The 19,277-nt window shown below is 66.9% G+C and carries 11 protein-coding genes; 7 read left to right on the forward strand and 4 right to left on the reverse strand.

The features are described 5' to 3' along the window. A partial coding sequence (locus D7Y21_RS22470) for an EamA family transporter (protein ID WP_147469349.1) occupies positions 1–486 on the forward strand: 486 nt, incomplete at its 5' end. Between the two features lie 6 nt (positions 487–492). Here the strand turns inward: D7Y21_RS22470 and D7Y21_RS22475 are convergent. After that, positions 493–2,214, reverse strand: a complete 1,722-nt coding sequence (locus tag D7Y21_RS22475; RefSeq protein ID WP_158627330.1) for a DUF4157 domain-containing protein — start codon at positions 2,212–2,214, stop codon at positions 493–495. 339 nt (positions 2,215–2,553) lie between these two features. Between D7Y21_RS22475 and D7Y21_RS22480 the strand changes: the two genes are divergently transcribed. From D7Y21_RS22480 to D7Y21_RS22505, 6 genes are all read left to right on the forward strand, one after another. Next, positions 2,554–3,267: a hypothetical protein gene (locus D7Y21_RS22480; protein WP_121715636.1), complete on the forward strand. Its 714-nt coding sequence runs from the start codon at positions 2,554–2,556 to the stop codon at positions 3,265–3,267. Continuing rightward, a complete protein-coding gene (locus D7Y21_RS22485; RefSeq protein ID WP_233612241.1) occupies positions 3,264–4,196 on the forward strand; it encodes a type VI immunity family protein in 933 nt (310 codons plus the stop codon). Before D7Y21_RS22480 ends, D7Y21_RS22485 begins: the two co-directional genes overlap by 4 nt. Positions 4,197–4,225: 29 nt before the next feature. Then, complete coding sequence (locus D7Y21_RS22490; protein ID WP_233612242.1) at positions 4,226–5,029, forward strand: hypothetical protein; 804 nt, start codon at positions 4,226–4,228, stop codon at positions 5,027–5,029. Beyond that, positions 5,026–5,943 (forward strand): type VI immunity family protein, encoded by a 918-nt coding sequence (locus D7Y21_RS22495; RefSeq protein WP_121715610.1) that lies wholly within the window; start codon positions 5,026–5,028, stop codon positions 5,941–5,943. The genes D7Y21_RS22490 and D7Y21_RS22495 overlap by 4 nt, the downstream gene beginning before the upstream one ends. A gap of 101 nt (positions 5,944–6,044) precedes the next feature. Continuing rightward, complete coding sequence (locus tag D7Y21_RS22500) at positions 6,045–6,761, forward strand: hypothetical protein (protein ID WP_121715612.1); 717 nt, start codon at positions 6,045–6,047, stop codon at positions 6,759–6,761. Further along, positions 6,758–7,684 carry a type VI immunity family protein gene (locus tag D7Y21_RS22505; RefSeq protein WP_158627331.1) on the forward strand — a complete coding sequence of 309 codons (927 nt, stop codon included), beginning with the start codon at positions 6,758–6,760 and terminating at the stop codon, positions 7,682–7,684. The genes D7Y21_RS22500 and D7Y21_RS22505 overlap by 4 nt, the downstream gene beginning before the upstream one ends. Here the strand turns inward: D7Y21_RS22505 and D7Y21_RS22510 are convergent. The 3 genes from D7Y21_RS22510 to D7Y21_RS22520 form a co-directional block, all read right to left on the reverse strand. Next, positions 7,681–9,606, reverse strand: a complete 1,926-nt coding sequence (locus tag D7Y21_RS22510; RefSeq protein ID WP_121715616.1) for a sulfatase-like hydrolase/transferase — start codon at positions 9,604–9,606, stop codon at positions 7,681–7,683. The two genes, D7Y21_RS22505 and D7Y21_RS22510, sit on opposite strands and share 4 nt — an antisense overlap. Positions 9,607–9,713: 107 nt before the next feature. Next, complete coding sequence (locus D7Y21_RS22515; protein WP_120561077.1) at positions 9,714–11,687, reverse strand: ATP-binding protein; 1,974 nt, start codon at positions 11,685–11,687, stop codon at positions 9,714–9,716. A gap of 119 nt (positions 11,688–11,806) precedes the next feature. Then, positions 11,807–19,237, reverse strand: coding sequence for a HAMP domain-containing protein (locus D7Y21_RS22520; protein ID WP_121715618.1), 7,431 nt, complete (start codon positions 19,235–19,237; stop codon positions 11,807–11,809). Positions 19,238–19,277 lie beyond the last annotated feature (40 nt).

A 19,277-nucleotide genomic window follows, 5' to 3' on the forward strand; every position in this document is an offset into this window, starting at 1 on the left:
GGGCTGGTGCTGGGGTTCGCGGGGGTGGCGCTGCTCAACCTGGGCGGGGACATGAGCGGCGGAGGCGTGGCGGCGCTGGCGGTGGTGATGGCGCCGGCGGCGTGGGCCTTCGGGTCGGTGTGGAGCCGGAGGTTGCCGATGCCCGCGGGGTTGATGGCACCGGCGACGCAGATGTTGAGCGCGGGCGTGATGATGATGGCGCTGAGCTTCGTGCTGGGGGAGCGGATGGTGGACGAGGTGCCTGCGCGCGCGATGGTGTCGTTCGTGTATCTGGTGGTGTTTGGTTCGCTGGTGGCGTTCAGCGCGTATGGCTATCTGCTGAGGCACGCGAGGCCGGCGCTCGCGACGAGCTATGCGTACGTGAACCCGGCGGTGGCGGTGCTGCTGGGCGTGGTGTTCGCGGGAGAGACGCTGGGCCCCCTGACCTGGGGCGCGATGAGCGCCATCCTGGTCGCGGTGATGCTGCTGGCCCGCGGGAAGCGGTGAGCCGGTTCAGCGCCCACAGCGGCTGAGCTTGGAGACGCACATCGTCAGGGCATTGGCGAAACCGTGGGCGTAACAGCTCTCGTGCCACGACTGGGCGATCAGCGGATCATTGACCTGGGTGGGAACGCGGGTCATCTGGAAGAACGAGCGGAACTCGCCGCCCTGGAGTTGGGGACCATTGCGATCCTCGTAGTTGCGGGCGTAGTTCTCGAAGGTGATGCGGTCCGCTCCGCTCTCCGCGACCACACCGCCCCAGTGATACTCCCACACCGGCTCGCAGTAGACAGGCGGAGGAATGGGCGCCACCGGGCGGGGAGCGACCTCGTCCCGCATCCGCATCCAGTTGCGGTGCTGGGCATCCTGATAGCGCTCCATGGCGCCCACGGAGTACGTCTGGAACGCATCACCCACCCGCGGGTTGGCATAGGCATTGAGGCCCAGCCGGAAGAGGAGCTGCTCGTAACGTGTGCTGAGCGTGAGCCCGTTGAGGTTGACGCCGTTGAGCGTCATGGGGGCATTGGCACGGACCCGGTTCACCAGCCGGCCATAGTTGCGGCCAATGGGGCCGTTGAAGCCCGCGAGCGCCGCCATCTGGGCATTGGGGGTATTGGCGCCCGCCAGCGCGTTCTGCAATCCCACCTGGTAGTCGTTGACCGCGCGTTGCCGGGCCGCGGCGGCGTTGGGGCCCTCTCCCTGTCCATGGAAGAGGAACGTGGTGATGAGCACCGCCAGCCGGAAGGGGATGTCGCCGTGGGCCGGGAAGGCAGGGGCCCACCCTCCGAGCTGCCAGCGCGGTAGGTTGAGGAAGAGCTGATTGCCGGACTGCGTGAGCTTCACGGTGCGCTGCGCGTCCTGCTGCTCCCCCATGACCTTGCCGGAGATTTCGTTGCAGTTCTGCGACACGGCGGGCTCCAGGTGCCCACCCTCGGACATCGCCACCTGGAACAGCCGCTTGGGTCCCGGGCCGCGCAGGAAGGGCAGACAGCCCGGCTGCGCGGGGGGGCCGATTTCAAGGTAGCGAGGCCCGGGGACCTTGGTGATCCGATAGCTGGAGCCCGCGGACCTCAACGCGCGGTTGCACCGTGTGATGGCACCATCCGTGGCGAAGAAGTGCTTGGCCTGCTCGTGGTGGGGATCGGTGTCCTCGATGGCGAGTTCGTTGTCATCCGAGAACCGGAGCGCGACCTGGTTGTGCGCCCGCACCATGACGTTCACTGTCCCAGCGTCGACGAGGAAGCTGTCCGCGTGCGTCTTCGGGTAGGGGTGGGGCCGCACTCCGTCCCGCTGGGTCTCGAAGGTGGCGTTGTGGAGATTGACGTCCTGGGCGACGAACTGGGCGTTCTGGATGACGTGGTACGCCTGAAGCGCGGGAGTGGGCGAAGTCCACCGGCCTTCGCCCGCCCAGGAAGCCGCGAGGTGCGCGCGCTCACCCGAGAGGGCCTGTGCCGCCAGGGCCTCGGCCTCTGTTTCCAGGGCCCCATCCACGAGCAGCCCGGTCCCGCCGTTCCCGTGAGGGACGCGCCCCGCGCGCTGTTGCAGCACATGCACCAGCTCATGCGCGAGGATCCGGGTCCCGCGAGCCAGGTCGAGCTCCAGTGCCCCCGGAGCGAAGAGGATCTGCTCTCCCCAGCACAGGGCCTGTGCTCCCAGGCTCGCGACCAGGGGATGCTCGTGCAGGCGCACAGCGCTCAGGTCGGCCCCGAAGGCGCGCTCGAACCGGACACGCAACCGCCTTGGGAGTGCCTGGCCCCGAGCGCAGGCCTGCTCCAGGAGCGTGGGTGAGATCCAACGGTGCCGAAAATCCAATGTCCGTGCTCCCAATGTATCAGGGCGTGTTCCGTGAAACATCTACTACACCAGGGCGCCCAGCTCACGCGGACATCAGAAGACAGGCCGCACATCTCGGCCAGGGTCCTCGGAATCCAGGTGACTCCTCCCCTCATGGACATCGCCGAAGTCAGGGGAGGCAATAGAGTCCGGAGCATGCGCCCCGCGACGAGTCTCTGGATGTTTTGTGCGTTGCTCACGGCGTGTGCCGGGGGTTCACTGCATGGGACTCTGCGGTTCGTGGATTCAGAGCCGGCCGGGAAGGCACGGCACGCGGCCTACGTGGCGGAGCAGGCGTCCGCGCAGGCCGCGACCCAGGCCATGGCATCCCCGTTGGTCCGGGCCATCCCGCCAGCCGTGCTCGCGATGATGCAGCAGGAGCATGACGCGGATGAGCTGGAGCAGCAGCTCGCCGCGTGTGCGGTCCAAGCGGAGCAGTTGGGGAACGCGCGCTACTTCAAGGACCGGCCTCCGACGCGCCAGGAGTGCGCCGAGGTGGTGGAGCAGGACCGCTGCGGCAAGCCCGTGACGCGAGCCATGCAGCTGGGGAAGCAGAAGCACGTGCTCGCGCTTCAATGCGCGGAAGCGGTGTTGAAAGAGCTGTGGCCCGCGCCCTTCAGCATCGAGCAACGCTACCGCTACTACCCGAACGCCCGCTTCCTGGAAACCATCAGCCGAGCGAAGGAAGCGCAACTCATTACCGAAGGTTGCACCGAGGAACTCCGCGGCACCATCAAGCCGGACATCGTCCTCCACGGAGACCGCGACCTGCTCAGGTCCGCCCTCACCCTGGACTTCAAGTTCCCGTGCCCGGGCACAAATGAGCCAACCTGGACGAGGTATGGCACGGGCACCTACGCCGGCATGTCGCAGCGGACCGTCTACGAGGAAGCCCTGGGAGGGAAGGCCTTGCTCATTTCGCCCCGTACAGGAGTCAAAGAGGTGAAGCCATGACAAGGGAATACCCTGTCATCCGCCTGTGGTCGAAAGGTTCGCCTCCGATTCCCGCTGCCCGCGACGGCATTGGCCTCAGCTTCTTCATCCACCGCGACCACAAGGAGATAGCGACTGCGGTGTGGCGTGCCCTGCAAACCTATCTCCGCGCCATTCCTCCGGGCTCGCTGGGTTGGTACGGCACGGATGACGGCGACATCCTGGAGCTGGATGACAAGGGCTGGGAGATCGCTCGCCAGCAAATACTCGAGCGTCCCTGGGGCACCAGTGGGAATGCGGAACTCTCCGAAAGCCCGGGCGGAGGTGAGATCTCCAGCGGGTACGTTTTTGAGTACGAAGGCCATCCACTCGACACGCCGTTCGGTAAGGCTCCCGTCAACGCGGTGTCATTCACCTTTCCCACGGACTTCCTCCAGGGAAACGGTGCGGCTCACCTGCGCACATTGGCGCGGGAGCTCGCTCGGGAGCTGCCCTTCAACTTCGGATACGCCAGCTTCGCCATCATCTCATCCCATGGAATGTGGGGCGCGGCGAAGTGGCCCATCATCGAGGCACTCCTTGCTCGCTATCCAGGCTTGGACCTCCATCAAGGCACTGGCTTCAGGTCCATATTGGGAACCCGGGCCCTCGCCCCCGCCTGGCTCACCTTCCTCGGCCAGCCCCTGCTGGGACAACTGGGCGGCATCGACACACTCCGGAACGCGCTTCCCCTCCCGGAGGTCTCCCTGCTCCCCATGGACGGCGACCGCGTACTCGTCACCCTGGACGAATGGCCTGACCCCATCGACACGCAGGCGAAGGCCATCCCCCCCCAGTACCGCGCGCTGGCCCGGCTGATGGAGCCCTTCCTCTTCCAGTACAAAGGCGAAGGACTCCCCCTTTACCAGCAGGACACGAACCAATGGCTCCGCCGGTTCCTCTTCCCCTGAAGCCAGGACGGCAACCGCTCCAGCAGCACATGCGTCCCGCGACGAGCCTGTGGGTGGCCTGCGTCCTGCTCACGGCGTGTGCTGGCGGTTCACGGCATTCCCGGCATGGAGAGCTGGGGTTCGTGGACACGGAGACCGCCGCGAAGGCACGGCACGCGGCGTATGTGGCGGAGCAGGCGTCGGCACGGGCGGCGACCCAGGCCATCGCGTCCCCGTTGGTTAGGGCCATTCCTCCCGCAGTGCTCGCGCTGATGCAGCAGGACCATGACGCGGATGAACTGGAGAAGCAGCTCGTCGCGTGTGCCGTCCAGGCGGAGCAACTGGGGAATGCGCGCTACTTCGAAAACCGACCTCCGACGCGCCAGGAGTGCGCCGAGGTGGTGGAGCAGGACCGCTGCGGCAAGCCCGTCACCCGGGCCATGCAGTTGGGAAGGCAGAAGCACGTGCTCGCGCTTCAATGCGCGGAAGAGGTGTTGAAGGAGCTGTGGCCCGCGCCCTTCAGCATCGAGCAGCGCTACCGCTTCTATCCAAACGCCCGGGTGGTGGAGACCATCAGCCCGCGGGAGGAAGCACGACTCATTGCCGATGGCTGCACCGAAGAACTCCGAGGCACCATCAAGCCGGACCTCGTCCTGCACGGCGACCGCAACCTGCTCCAGTCCGCGCTCACCCTGGACTTCAAGTTCCCCTGTCCTGATAGCAATCTACCGCAGTGGGCGCCCTATGGGCCCAGCAGCCCATACTTTGGCAGGCACCAGGGCAATATCTACGAGGCAGCCCTGGGTGGACCGGCCTTGCTCATCTCGCCAGGATTTGGAGTAAGGACGCCATGAGAGACGCCTTTCCCACCATCCGGCTTCAAGGCAGAGGCGGCTGGGTCGCGGGACGTGACGGAATCGTCATCTCCTTCTTCTTCCACGAACATCCTGAGGTCTTCGCCCACGCCGTCTGGCGCGCCCTTCAGACCTATCTTCAGGCCATCCCTCCCGGGTCGCTGGGCTGGTATCCATCTGAGGAAGGAGAACTGGACCCGCTCGACGAGCAGGGCTGGGAACACATCCGGAAGTATCTGCTGGACCCACCATGGAAGGGCGTCTGGTCCATCGACCTGATGGAGAGCCCGAGCGAGGCCGGCAGCTACCACTTCGAGTATTGCGCGCGCCGCCTCGGGGACCCCATTTTCAAGGACCCCATCAGCTCGGTGTCGTTCACGTTCCCGACCGAATACCTCCTGGAGCACGGAGCATCACACCTGCGTGCCCTTGCACTCGATCTGGGTCGTGAGCTGCCTTTCAGCTTTGGCTACGCCAGCTTCGCCATCGTCTCGCCACAAGGTTTGTTCAGCTCAGGCGACTGGAACATCACCGAGGCAATCCTCGCCCGGTATCCGGGACTGTACGCCTACAACAACAGTGAGTTCAGCGCAGTCATTGGCACTCACGCCCTCGCCCCCGCCTGGCTCACGTTCCTGGGACAACCTCTGCTGGGACAGTTGGGCGGCATCGACGCGCTCCGGAACGCGCTCCCCTTCCCGGGGGTCTCCCTGCTCCCCATGGACGGCGACCGCGTACTCGCCACCCTGGATGACTGGCCAGACCCCATCGACACGCAGGCGAAGGCCATCCCCCCCCAGTACCGCGCGCTGGCCCGCCTGATGGAGCCCGTCCTCTTCCAGTACGAAGGCGAAGAGCTCCTCCCCTTCCAACAGGATACGAACCAATGGCTCCGCCGGTTCCTTCAACCCTGAAGCCAGGACGACGTCCCGCGACGAGCCTGTGGGTGGCTTGCGCCCTGCTGACAGCGTGTGCTGGAGGTTCACGGCATTCCCGGCATGGAGAGCTGGGGTTCGTGGACACGGAGACCGCCGCGAAGGCACGGCACGCGGCGTATGTGGCGGAGCAGGCGTCCGCACGGGCGGCGACCCAGGCCATGGCGTCCCCGTTGGTTAGGGCCATCCCTCCAGCCGTGCTCGCGCTGATGCAGCAGGACCATGACGCGGATGAACTGGAGAAGCAGCTCGTCGCGTGTGCCGTCCAGGCGGAGCAACTGGGGAATGCGCGCTACTTCGAAAACCGACCTCCGACGCGCCAGGAGTGCGCCGAGGTGGTGGAGCAGGACCGCTGCGGCAAGCCCGTCACCCGGGCCATGCAGTTGGGAAGGCAGAAGCACGTGCTCGCGCTTCAATGCGCGGAAGAGGTGTTGAAGGAGCTGTGGCCCGCGCCCTTCAGCATCGAGCAGCGCTACCGCTTCTATCCAAACGCCCGGGTGGTGGAGACCATCAGCCCGCGGGAGGAAGCACGACTCATTGCCGATGGCTGCACCGAAGAACTCCGAGGCACCATCAAGCCGGACCTCGTCCTGCACGGCGACCGCAACCTGCTCCAGTCCGCGCTCACCCTGGACTTCAAGTTCCCCTGTCCTGACACCAATCGGCCTCAGTGGACTGAATACGGAAGCAACAGCCCCTACGCGGACCAGTCCCAATGGACCATCTACGAGAAAGCCCTGGGAGGGCAGGCCTTGCTCATTTCGCCCCGCACTGGAGTCACGAAGGGAAGGCCATGACCAGGGAGTACCCCATCATCCGCCTGTGGTCGAAAGGTTCGCCCCCGGTCCCCGCAGCACGCGATGGCGTCATCCTCAGTTTCCTCATCCACCGCAACCACAAGGAGATTGCAGTTGCGGTATGGCGCGCATTGCAGCTCTATCTTCGCGCCATCCCTCCAGGCTCGCTGGGTTGGTACGACACAGATGACGGCGACATTCTCGAACTCGATGACAAGAGTTGGGAGGTCGTTCGCCAGCAGATGCTCGAAAGGCCTCGGGGCCAAAGCGGGCGTGCAGGGCTGTCGGAAAGTCCAGGCGGCGGCGAGGTCTCCAGCGGATTCTTTTTTGAGTACAGAGGCCGGCCACTCGACAACCCGTTCGACACGGATCCCGTCTGTACGGTGTCGTTCGCATTTCCCACGAACTACATTCAGGGAAATGGGGCGGAACACCTACGCGCACTGGCACTGGAGCTCGCTCGCGAGCTGCCCTTCAATTTCGGATACGCCAGCTTCGCCATCATTTCGTCACATGGCATGTGGAGCGCGGCGAAGTGGGCCCTCGTCGAGGCGCTCCTCGCGCGCTACCCAGGCCTGGATCTTCACGGTATCGAAAGCTTTGGCTCCATCCTTGGAACCCGCGCGCTCGGTCCCTCCTGGCTCACCTTCCTCGGCCAGCCCCTGCTGGGACAGCTGGGCGGCATCGACACACTCCGGAACGCGCTCCCCTTCCCGGAGGTCTCCCTGCTCCCCATGGACGGTGACCGCGTACTCGTCACCCTCGACGACTGGCCAGACCCCATCGATACACAGACGAAGGCCATCCCCCCCCAGTACCGCGCGCTGGCCCGCCTGATGGAGCCCTTCCTCTTCCAGTACGAAGGCGAAGGGCTCCCTCTCTACAAGCACGACACGAACCAGTGGCTCCGCCGGTTTCTCTAGCCCTGCGGCCAGGGCGACAGCTTCTCCACCTCGTACCGCTCCAGCAGCGCATGCGTCGCGCGCGCCGCCTCTTCCACCTCCACGCGGGACAACCCTCGCGGCAGTGACGAAATCAGCGTCGGGAACGGCTGGTCGAAGACGAGCAGGTTCTCCAGCTCCAGCGGGTCCGTCTCCAGGTCATACAGCTCCCACTGGTCCGCGTGCTCTCCGGACGGGTCCCATGTCCTCGCCAGCTTCCAGCGGGGCGTGCGCACGCAGCGGACGTGGTTCGGCTGGCACACCGCTCCAGGCCTCAAGCCGGGCACCTTGCCCTGCTCCCGCAGCCGCTCCACCGCTCGCGTGTACACGGTGAACAGCGCGTCATCATGCAGCTGGTGCGGGTCTCCCGTGCGCGGGAGCGGCTCCGTGATTTCGTCGTCGGTGATGAAGAGCACGCCTTCTCGCGGCGTGCCGTTGGGCTCCAGCACCGTGGTCGCCTCGCCCCTCGCCAGCGGGCTCAGGTCCGCGCCCACGAACGGGGGCACCGGACGGTGGAGCCGCAGGCCCGTGCGGATCGCCACCTGCTCCTCGCGGGTAATCCCCGCCAGCCCCAGCACCGTGGGCACGATGTCCGCGTGGCTCGTCAGCGCGTCGATGTATCGCGTCTCCTGCTCCTCGGAGAACTGCACCACCAGCGGCACGTGCAGCGCCTCCTGGTAGGACGCGTGCCACTTCTCCATCAGGTAGCCGTGCGCCGCGCCGTACTCGCCGTGGTCGGAGAGGAACACCACCACCGTGTTCTCCCGCAGCCCCGTCTCGTCCAGCGTCCGCAGCACCCTCGCGATGTGCCCGTCCACCAGGTGGATGAGCCACGCGTAGTACTGCTGGAAGCGCTCCGCCGCCTTCTCCGGGTCCACCGTCAGCTGGAACGGGATGCCCGCGTTCAACGTCACCGTCACCGGGTCGATGTTCTCGTTCGCCTGGTGCAGCGTCAGCCCCGTCTTCGACGACAGCGCGAGCCCCACTTTGTACGCGTAGTCCCGCTGGCAGTCCGGCTTGTTCTTCAGCGTGTCGCGCAGGTTCGACGGCACGCCCGCGTTGTCCTGCGGGAATCCCAGCGGGTTCAGCGGCACCGTGAACGTCCCCGCCGTGGGCTTCACCGACCGCGCCCCCTCCGCCGGCACCTTCAACGGCCCCAGCTTGGGCGCCCCCGGGTCCAACTGCCGCGGCAGGATGGGATACGTCGCGATGTCGTGCGGATTGGTGAACGACGCCACCGCCAGCCACGGCTGGGCCTCACCACCCGGCGCGGCGGCCTGGGGCGCCTCGTACGACTGCTCCGCCAGCTCCCGGTTGTACGGCTCCCCCAGCGCCATCCGCCGCAGGAAGCCGCACGCCAGGTCCGCGAAGCCCTCGTCACGGAACGCGCCCAGGTTGTTGATGGAGGCCCCGTGCGGCTCCGGATACGACAGCTCCCAGTCGTCAAAGCCATACTGTTTCAACGAGTGGTCCGGCGGATTGCTCACGTGCCACTTGCCGAAGTAGTGCGTGTGGTAGCCCGCCTTCTGGAACCAGTGCCCCAGCGTCGGAATCCCCTCCGCCGACAGCCACGGGAAGGCCGCCGCGTCACCGCTCTTGAACAGGCCGTCCGTCTGCGTGACGCCCGTGCGCGTGCCGTACTGCCCCGTGTAGATGACCGCGCGGCTGGGAGTGCACGCCGACGCCGCGATGGTGTGATTGCGGAACACCGCCGCGTTCTTCCGCAGCGCCGCGAAGCCGGGGAAGAACTTCCGGAACGGGTTGTCCTCCCCTCCCTCGTCCACGAAGCCCAGGATGTCCTTGATGGCCGGCAGGAAGCCACCATCCGGCCCATAGGCGAAGCGGGGGAACTGGAGCTGATCGACCGTCAGGATGAGGATGTTGGGCCGCGAGGACGTGGACATGCCCCTTCCCTGAGCACGCCCCATACCAGCGGCCATCCCAGAGACACCGGCCCCACGAACCGCGTCCCCACGGGACGCAAGCCGCGTCCCCAATCAACGCGGACAGCTCAGCTCGGCGTGCGCGAGGACTCCGTCGGCGTCGCCGCCTGGGCCTCCGTGCGCCGGGGCAGCCAGACGTTGAAGGTGGAGCCCTGGCCCACCGTGCCCGTGGACTCCGCCCAGATGCGGCCGCCGTGCTGCTCCACGATGCCCTGGCTGATGGTGAGCCCCAGCCCCAGCCCGCCGTACTTGCTGCCGTGCGCGCGGCCGAAGCGCTCGAAGATGAGGCGCTGCTTCTCGCTGGGGATGCCCACGCCCTGGTCCGTCACGGACAGGTGCACGCCGCTGTCGCCCTCCACCACCAGGCGCACCAGCACCTGGCCGCCCTCCGGCGAGTAGCGGATGGCATTGGACAGCAGGTTCGTCAGCACCTGGTCCAGCCGCCCGCGGTCCCACGTGCCCTCCAGGTGCTCGGGGACCTCCACCTTCAGCTCGTGCGTCTGCGACAGCACCGCCATGCGGTCCCGCGTCTCCAGCACCAGCTGCGACAAATCAAACGGCTCCAGCTCCAATGACAGCCGCCCCGCCTGCAGCCGGCTGATGTCCAGCAGGTCCTCCACCAGCTTCGCCATGCGGTCGATCTGCCGGTTGATGATCTGCAGCGACTTGCCGGGGCCGGCCTCCGTCTGCCCGCCCAGCTTGAGCAGCGCCAGGTGCGCGTGGCCCTTCGCCGCGGCCAGCGGCGTGCGCAATTCGTGGCTCGCGGCGGCGAGGAACGCGTCCTTCGCCTCGCTCGCCAGCCGCAGCGCCGTCTCCGCGCGCTGGCGCTCGGTGATGTCGCGCGCCACGGAGATGAAGCGGCCGGGGCCCTCCCCTTCCGAAACGTACTGGAGCACCACCTCCACCGGCACCTCCGAACCGTCGCGGCGGCGGTGGTTGGTGGAGTACGTCTGCGACGGCAGCGTGCCGGACATCAGCGGCGCCAGCAGCTTGCGGAAGCCCGACTCGTCGAAGGCGCTCTCCACCTCCAGCACCGACAGGCCCACCAGCTCCTCCACGGAGGAGGACAGCTGCTTGGCCGCGCCCGCGTTCGCGTACGCGAGCGTGAGCGTGTCCGGGGTGAACATCAGGACGCAGTCCAGCGTGGCGTCCAGCGTCGTCTTGAAGCGCCCCAGCGCCTCCTCCGCGCGCCGCTTGTCGTCGATGTCCGTGGCGATGGCCAGCCAGCCCACCAGCTGCCCGTGCTCGTCGTGCTCCGGCACCGCGCGCGCCAGGTGCCAGCGGTAGACGCCGTCCTTGCGCCGCAGCCGGAACTCCTGCGAGCTGCTCTGCACCTGCACCACCCCGTCGCTCCACACGACGCGCATCCGCTCGCGGTCCGCCGGGTGCACGTCCAGGAGGAACGAGGAGAGGGACAGCTCATACCCCTCGTGATGGCCGGTGTAGTCCCGCCAGGCCCGGTTGGCGTACGTCAGCGACCCATCCGCGCGAGCCGCCCACATGGGCTCCGGCAGGGCCTCCGTGAGCCGCCGGTAACGCAGCGCGCTCTGGCGCTCCAGGGCCTCGCGGTCGCGCTGGCGCAGGAGGGCCGCCTGGCGCTGGAGCTGCTGCTCCTTGAGGAACAGGTCCACGAAGACGCTGACCTTCGAGCGGAGGATTTCCGGGTCGAAGGGCTTGAGCAGGTAGTCCACCGCTCCGTGCGCGTAGCCCTTGAAGACATGCGCCGCGTCACGGCTGAGCGCGGTGAGGAAGATGATGGGGATGGTGCGCGTGCGCTCGCGCTGCTTGATGAGCGCCGCCGTCTGGAACCCGTCCAGCCCCGGCATCTGCACGTCCATCAGGATGACCGCGAAGTCGCGCTGCAACAGCTGCTTGAGCGCCTCCTCGCCGCTGGTCGCCTTCACCAGGTCCTGGCCCAACGGCTCGAGGATGGCTTCCAGCGCCAACAGGTTGGCCGGATGGTCGTCCACCATCAGGATGGCCGCTCGCGGGGTGGCGGCGGCTTCCTGGGGACGTTCCGGAGTGTGCTCAGTGGAGTTCATGTGCGCGGTGGGGGAGCGCGTGGGTCAGGGGACCCGATACACGGCGAACAAGGCTAGGGCCGCCCCCTTCCAGACGGAAGTGCAAAGGGGGCATGAGGATGGATCGTCCTCGTTGAGTATCAAGCACTCACCCACAGGCGGACCAGTTCCAACAGCTTGTCGGTGTCGACCGGCTTGGGCAGGTAGTCACTCGCACCGGCAGCCATGCACTTTTCACGGTCGTCCTTCAGCGCCTTCGCGGTGACGGCGATGATGGGGAGGCTGGCGTACTTGGGGTCCTTGCGGATGGCACGCATGGTTTCATAGCCATCCATCTCCGGCATCATCACGTCCATCAACACGACGTCCACGTCGGGGTGCTGGCCGAGCATCTCGATGGCAGCCCGCCCGTTCTCCGCGAAGACCACCTGCATGCTGTGATTTTCCAGCACGCTGGTGAGCGCGAAGATGTTTCGCATGTCGTCATCCACCAGCAGCACCTTCTTGCCGGCCAGCGGGGCGTCCTGGTCGTTGCGCTGCGCCAGGGCCGCGCGCGCGCGCGCCGGGAGGTTCTCATCCAGGCGGTGCAGGAAGAGCGCCGTGTCGCTGAGCAGCTGGTCGGGGCTCTTCGCGCCGCTCTTCAGGATGACACTGCCGGTGTAACGCCGCAGACGGGACTCGTCCTTGGGCGTCAATTCACGGCCGGTGTAGACGACGATGGGCAGGTCGCGGAAGCGCTGCTGCGTCTTCACCTCCTCCACCAGCTTGATGCCGTCCATGTCGGGCAACAGGAGGTCGATGACGAGGCAGTCGTACTCGTTCTCCTCCAGCTTCTGGAGGGCCTCCTGGCCGGACGCCACCGCGGTGACGACGACGTCACCGCCGTCGCTGAGCAGCTGGGTGAGGCTGCTGCGCTGCACGTCGTCATCTTCAATGACGAGCAGGCGGCGCTCGCGGCGCTCCAGGAAACGCGACAGCTGCCCGAAGACGCGCTCCAGCCCCTCCTTGCTCACGGGCTTGGTGAGGTAGCCGAACGCGCCCTGGGTGTTGCCCAGGTGCTTGTCCATCACGCTGATGATGTGGACGGGGATGTGGCGCGTGCGCGGGTTGCGCTTGAGGCGGTCCAGCACGCTCCAGCCGTCCACCACGGGCAGCTGGATGTCCAGGGTGATGGCGTCCGGCTGGTACTCGTGCGCCATGGACAGGCCGCTGTCACCGCGCGTGGCGACCAGGGCCTTGAAGCCCTTCTCGCGCGCCATCTGCACCATGATGCGGGCGAACTTCAGGTCGTCCTCGATGATGAGCAAGGTGCGGTCACCCTCGCGGATGAGCTCGCGGTCGTCCTCCACCACGACGGGCGTGTGCGAGCCCTCCACCTGCGGGGGCAGCGCGGCGTCCAGCACGTGGGCCTGGGGCTCGGCCACCGGGGACGGAGGCACGAGCGGCGGCGGCGTCGTGACGGCGCCGGACGTGGACGGGGTGGCAAGCGTCTCCGGCAGGGCTCCCACCGCGCGAGCGGCCTCCTCGTTGCCCTGTCCGTTTTCCTCGTCCGCGCCCTGATACTCCGGCGGCAGGTAGAGGGTGAAGGTGCTGCCCTTGCCCGGCTCGCTCTCCAGGCGGATTTCGCCGCCCAGCAGCTTGGCGATTTCACGGCTGATGGACAGGCCCAGGCCGGTGCCGCCGTACTTGCGCGCGGTGGAGCCGTCCGCCTGCTGGAACGCCTCGAAGATGATGCGCTGCTTGTCCTTGGCGATGCCGATGCCGGTGTCCTTCACCGCGAAGGCCAGCACATGGCGCGAGCGGCGCAGCGCCTCGTGGTCGAAGCGGATGCCCTTGTCCGCCAGACGCACGGAGAGCTTCACGCCGCCCTCGTCGGTGAACTTGAAGGCGTTGGAGAGCAGGTTCTTGAGCACCTGCTGCAGCCGCTGCGGGTCGGTGCGCACGTAGCGCGGCGTGCCCGGGAGCACCTCCACCTGGAAGGTGAGGCCCTTCTGGTCCGCCACCGGGCGGAAGCTGCGGTCGATGAACTGGTTGAGCTCCGTGAGGACGATGTCCCGGGGCTCCACCTGCATCTTGCCCGCCTCCACCTTGGACAGGTCGAGGATTTCGTTGATGAGGCTGAGCAGGTCCCCGCCGGACGCGTAGATGGTGTTCGCGTACTCCACCTGCTTGTTGGACAGGTTCCCGTCCTTGTTGTCCGACAGGAGCTTCGCGAGGATGAGCAGCGAGTTGAGCGGCGTGCGCAGCTCGTGGCTCATGTTGGCCAGGAACTCGCTCTTGTACTTGGAGATGATGGTGAGCTGCTCCGCCTTCTCCTCCAGGCTGACACGCGCCAGCTCCACCTCGCGGTTCTTCTCCTCCACGCGGGTGTTCTGGTCCGCCAGCTCCTTCGCCTTGTCCTCCAGCTCGATGTTGGTGCGCTTGAGCTCGTCCTGCTGCTGGGTGAGCTCGCGCGACTGGCTCTGGAGTTCCTGGGTCAGGCGCTGCGACTCGGAGAGCAGCGTCTCCGTGCGCATGTTCGCCATGATCATGTTGAGCACCACGCCAATGCTCTCCGTCAGCTGATCCAGGAAGATTTGATGGATGGCGCTGAACGGGTGGAACGAGGCCAGCTCGATGACGGCCTTCACCTCGCCCTCGAAGAGGACGGGCAGGACGATGATGTTGAGCGGCGCGGCCTCACCCAGCCCGGAGGAGATGGTGATGTAGTCCGACGGCACGCGCGTCAGCAGGATGGTCTTCTTCTCCAGCGCGCACTGGCCGACCAGGCCCTCGCCCAGGCGGAAGCGGTTCGCCAGGTACTTGCGCTCCCGGTACGCGTAGGTGCTGGTGAGCTTGAGGGACGGCACGCCGCCCTCGGGGTCGGACAGGAAGAAGGCGCCGTGGTGCGCGGACACCAGCGGGGTCAGCTCGCTCATGATGAGGCGGCTGACGGCGTCCAGGGACTTCTGGCCCTGCATCATGCCGCTGAACTTCGCCAGGTTCGTCTTGAGCCAGTCCTGCTCCTGGTTCTTCTGCGTCGTCTCACGCAGGTTGACGATCATCTGGTTGATGTTGTCCTTCAGCGCCGCGACCTCGCCTTCGGCGACGACCGTGATGCTGCGGGTCAGGTCGCCCTTGGTCACGGCGGTGGCCACGTCGGAGATGGCGCGCAGCTGGCTGGTGAGCGTTCCGGCCAGCTGGTTCACGTTGTCCGTCAGCTGCCGCCACGTGCCGCGAGCGCCGGGCACGCGGGCCTGGCCGCCCAGCTTTCCTTCGATACCCACCTCGCGGGCCACCGTGGAGACCTGCTCCGCGAAGGTGCCCAGCGTGTCGGTCATGTTGTTGATGGTGTCCGCGAGCGCCGCCACCTCGCCCTTCGCGTCCACGATGAGCTTCTGGGTCAGGTCGCCGTTGGCCACCGCCGTCACCACGCGCACGATGCCGCGCACCTGGGTGGTGAGGTTGGACGCCATGAAGTTCACGTTGTCCGTGAGGTCCTTCCACGTGCCGGCCACACCGGGCACGCGGGCCTGACCGCCCAGCTTGCCTTCCACGCCCACCTCGCGGGCCACCGAGGAGACCTGCTCCGCGAAGATGCCCAGCGTGTCGGTCATGTTGTTGATGGTCTCCGCGAGCGCGGCCACTTCGCCCTTCGCGTCCACCACCAGCTTCTGCTTGAGGTCACCATTCGCGACCGCGGTCACCACCTTCACGATGCCGCGCACCTGGGTGGTGAGGTTGCGGGCCATGAAGTTCACGTTGTCCGTGAGGTCCTTCCACGTGCCGGACACGCCCTTCACTTCCGCCTGACCGCCCAGCTTGCCTTCCGCGCCCACTTCACGCGCCACGCGGGTCACTTCGGAGGCGAAGCTGTTGAGCTGGTCCACCATCGTGTTGATGGTGTTCTTCAGCTCTAGGATTTCGCCCTTCGCATCGACGGTGATCTTCTTGGACAGGTCGCCGTTCGCGACCGCCGTCGTCACCAGCGCGATGTTTCGCACCTGGCTGGTGAGGTTGGACGCCATGCTGTTCACGTTGTCCGTGAGGTCCTTCCACGTGCCGGCGACCCCGGGCACCGCAGCCTGACCACCCAGCTTGCCGTCCGTACCCACTTCCTTCGCGACGCGGGTCACTTCCGAAGCGAAGGCGCGGAGCTGGTCCACCATCGTGTTGATGGTGCTCTTGAGTTCCAGGATTTCGCCCTTCGCCTCCACGGAGATCTTCTGCGACAGGTCGCCGTAGGCCACCGCCGTGGTCACCTTGGCGATGTTGCGCACCTGGTCCGTGAGGTTCGCGGCGAGGACGTTCACGTTGTCCGTGAGGTCCTTCCACACGCCCGCGACGCCGGGCACCGCGGCCTGGCCGCCCAGCTTGCCCTCCGTACCCACTTCCTTGCCGACGCGCGTGACCTCCGAAGCGAACGCGCGGAGCTGGTCCACCATCGTGTTGATGGTGTTCTTCAGCTCCAGCACCTCGCCCTTCACGCTCACGGTGATCTTCTGGGACAGGTCGCCGTTGGCCACCGCCGTGGTCACCTTGGCGATGTTTCGCACCTGGTCCGTGAGGTTTCCGGCGAGGACGTTCACGTTGTCCGTGAGGTCCTTCCACACGCCGGACACGCCCTTCACGTCCGCCTGACCGCCCAGCTTGCCTTCCGTACCCACTTCCTTCGCGACGCGGGTCACTTCCGCGGCGAACGCGCGGAGCTGGTCCACCATCGTGTTGATGGTGCTCTTGAGCTCCAGCACCTCGCCCTTCGCGTCCACGGTGATCTTCTTGGACAGGTCGCCGTTCGCGACCGCCGTCGTCACCTCCGCGATGTTTCGCACCTGGGCCGTGAGGTTGTTGGCCAGCAGGTTCACGTTGTTCGTGAGGTCCTTCCACGTGCCCGCGACGCCCGGCACTTCGGCCTGGGCGCCCAGCTTGCCTTCCACGCCCACCGTGCGCGCGACGTCCGTCACCTGCTGCGCGAAGACGGAGAGCGTCTGGGTCATCGCGTTGATGGTGTCCGCGAGCGCGGCGATTTCGCCCTTGGCCTCCATCACCAGCTTCTGGGACAGGTCGCCGTCGGCCACCGCCGTCACCACCTTGACGATGCCGCGCACCTGGGTGGTGAGGTTGAAGGCCATGCTGTTCACGTTGTCCGTGAGGTCCTTCCACACGCCGGACACGCCCTTCACGTCGGCCTGACCGCCCAGCTTGCCGTCCGTGCCCACTTCCTTCGCGACGCGCGTCACTTCCGCGGCGAACGCGCGGAGCTGGTCCACCATCGTGTTGATGGTGCTCTTGAGCTCCAGCACCTCACCCTTCGCGTCGACGGTGATCTTGCGGGAGAGGTCACCCTTCGCGACCGCCGTCGTCACCTCGGCGATGTTACGGACTTGATCGGTGAGGTTGTTCGCCAACAGGTTCACGTTGTTGGTGAGGTCCTTCCACGTGCCCGCGACGCCCGGCACCACGGCCTGGGCGCCCAGCTTGCCCTCCACGCCCACCGTGCGCGCCACGTCCGTCACCTGCTGCGCGAAGATGGAGAGCGTCTGGGTCATCGCGTTGATGGTGTCCGCGAGCTCCGCCACCTCGCCCTTGGCCTCCATCTTCAGGCGCTGGGTGAGGTCGCCGTTCGCGACCGCGGTCACGACCTTGGCGATGCCTCGCACCTGCGTGGTGAGGTTGGACGCCATGAAGTTCACGTTGTCCGTGAGGTCCTTCCACGTGCCGGACACGCCCTTCACTTCCGCCTGACCGCCCAGCTTGCCGTGCGTGCCCACCTCGCGGGCCACGCGGGTCACTTCCGAGGCGAAGCTGTTCAGCTGGTCCACCATCGTGTTGATGGTGTTCTTCAGCTCCAGGATTTCGCCGCGCGCGTCGACGGTGATCTTCTTGGACAGGTCACCGGTGGCCACCGCCGTCGTCACCAGGGCGATGTTGCGCACCTGGGTGGTGAGGTTGGAGGCCATGCTGTTCACGTTGTCCGTGAGGTCCTTCCACGTGCCGCCGACACCCGGCACCGCGGCCTGACCGCCCAGCTTGCCGTCCGTACCCACTTCCTTCGCGACGCGGGTCACTTCGGCGGCGAACGCGCGGAGCTGGTCCACCATCGTGTTGATGGTGCTCTTGAGCTCCAGCACCTCGCCCTTCACGTCCACCGTGATCTTGCGCGACAGGTCGCCATTGGCGACGGCGGTGGAGACCTCCGCGATGTTTCGCACCTGGCTGGTGAGGTTGGACGCCATCAGGTTCACGTTGTCCGTGAGGTCCTTCCACGTCCCCGCGGCGCCGGGCACCTGCGCCTGGGCGCCCAGCTTGCCCTCCACGCCCACCGTGCGCGCGACGCTGGTCACCTGCTGCGCGAACACGTTGAGCGTGTCCGTCATGTTGTTCAGCGTGGCGCCCAGCGCGGCGATCTCACCCTGCGACGGCACCATCAGCTTCTGGGTGAGGTCGCCGTTGGCGACCGCCGTCACCACCTTCACGATGCCGCGCACCTGCGTCGTGAGGTTGGACGCCATGAAGTTCACGTTGTCCGTGAGGTCCTTCCACGTGCCGGACACGCCGGACACCGCGGCCTGACCGCCCAGCTTTCCTTCCGTACCCACTTCGCGCGCGACGCGCGTCACTTCGGAGGCGAAGCTGTTGAGCTGATCCACCATCGTGTTGATGGTGCTCTTGAGCTCCAGAACTTCGCCCTTCACGTCCACGGTGATCTTGCGGGACAGGTCGCCGCGGGCCACCGCCGTCGTCACTTCCGCGATGTTTCGCACCTGCGCGGTGAGGTTGCCGGCGAGGACGTTCACGTTGTCCGTGAGGTCCTTCCACACGCCGGACACGCCCTTCACGTCGGCCTGGCCACCCAGCTTGCCTTCGGTGCCCACCTCCTTCGCGACGCGCGTCACTTCGGCGGCGAAGCTGTTGAGCTGATCCACCATCGCGTTCACGGTGGTGCCGATGCGGAGGAACTCGCCCTTCACGGGCTGGCCGTCGATCTCCAGCGCCATCTTCTGGGTGAGGTCGCCTTCGGCCACCGCCACCAGCACGCGGGCGACTTCCGTGGTGGGCTGCACCAGGTCGCCGATGAGGGCGTTGATGGACTGGACGCTGGTGGCCCAGTCGCCGCGCACGTCGCCCAGGCCCACGCGCTCGCCCATGCGGCCCTCGCGGCCGACGACGCGCTCCACGCGGACGATCTCGTGGGTGAGCGTGGAGTTGAGCGTCACCACCGCGTTGAACGCGCGGGCGATCTCATCCATGACCACGTCCTGCGCGCCGGACGGCAGCCGCACGGAGAAGTCACCGCCCTGCACGGCCCGGAGCGCCGCCAACAGCTGCTGGAGCGGAGGAGGGCCGCCGGGGCGCAGGCCGTCATCAGCGGCCGGGCGGCTGTTGCCGTTGCGGCTTCGCGCGGGAGCGCGGCGAGCAGGCGCGGACTCAGCGCGCGTCGCCTCCACGTTGCTCAGCCGGTTGGCCGCGACGTTGCCCTGCGAGCGAGCGCCTGGAGGGCCAGCGTCCTGGCTCGCGGCGGTGGCGGCTGTCTTTCGGCCGTTGGCGCGCTTGCGGGGAGCGGAGGAGCTGGAAGCCTTGGTGTCGTCCACGAGTGAAACCCCTGATCGGCGGAAGCGTTGCGACCGGTAC

Origin of the sequence: Corallococcus sp. AB045 (genome assembly GCF_003668895.1) — a bacterium.
In the GTDB taxonomy this organism is placed as follows: domain Bacteria; phylum Myxococcota; class Myxococcia; order Myxococcales; family Myxococcaceae; genus Corallococcus; species Corallococcus coralloides.

Excerpts from the sequence above, each read along its gene's own strand:
- D7Y21_RS22485 (WP_233612241.1), top strand. The coding sequence starts at position 3,264 with ATGACAAGGGAATACCCTGTCATCCGCCTGTGGTCGAAAGGTTCGCCT.
- D7Y21_RS22490 (WP_233612242.1), top strand. The coding sequence starts at position 4,226 with ATGCGTCCCGCGACGAGCCTGTGGGTGGCCTGCGTCCTGCTCACGGCG.
- D7Y21_RS22495 (WP_121715610.1), top strand. The coding sequence starts at position 5,026 with ATGAGAGACGCCTTTCCCACCATCCGGCTTCAAGGCAGAGGCGGCTGG.
- D7Y21_RS22505 (WP_158627331.1), top strand. The coding sequence starts at position 6,758 with ATGACCAGGGAGTACCCCATCATCCGCCTGTGGTCGAAAGGTTCGCCC.
- D7Y21_RS22510 (WP_121715616.1), bottom strand. The coding sequence starts at position 9,606 with ATGTCCACGTCCTCGCGGCCCAACATCCTCATCCTGACGGTCGATCAG.
- D7Y21_RS22515 (WP_120561077.1), bottom strand. The coding sequence starts at position 11,687 with ATGAACTCCACTGAGCACACTCCGGAACGTCCCCAGGAAGCCGCCGCC.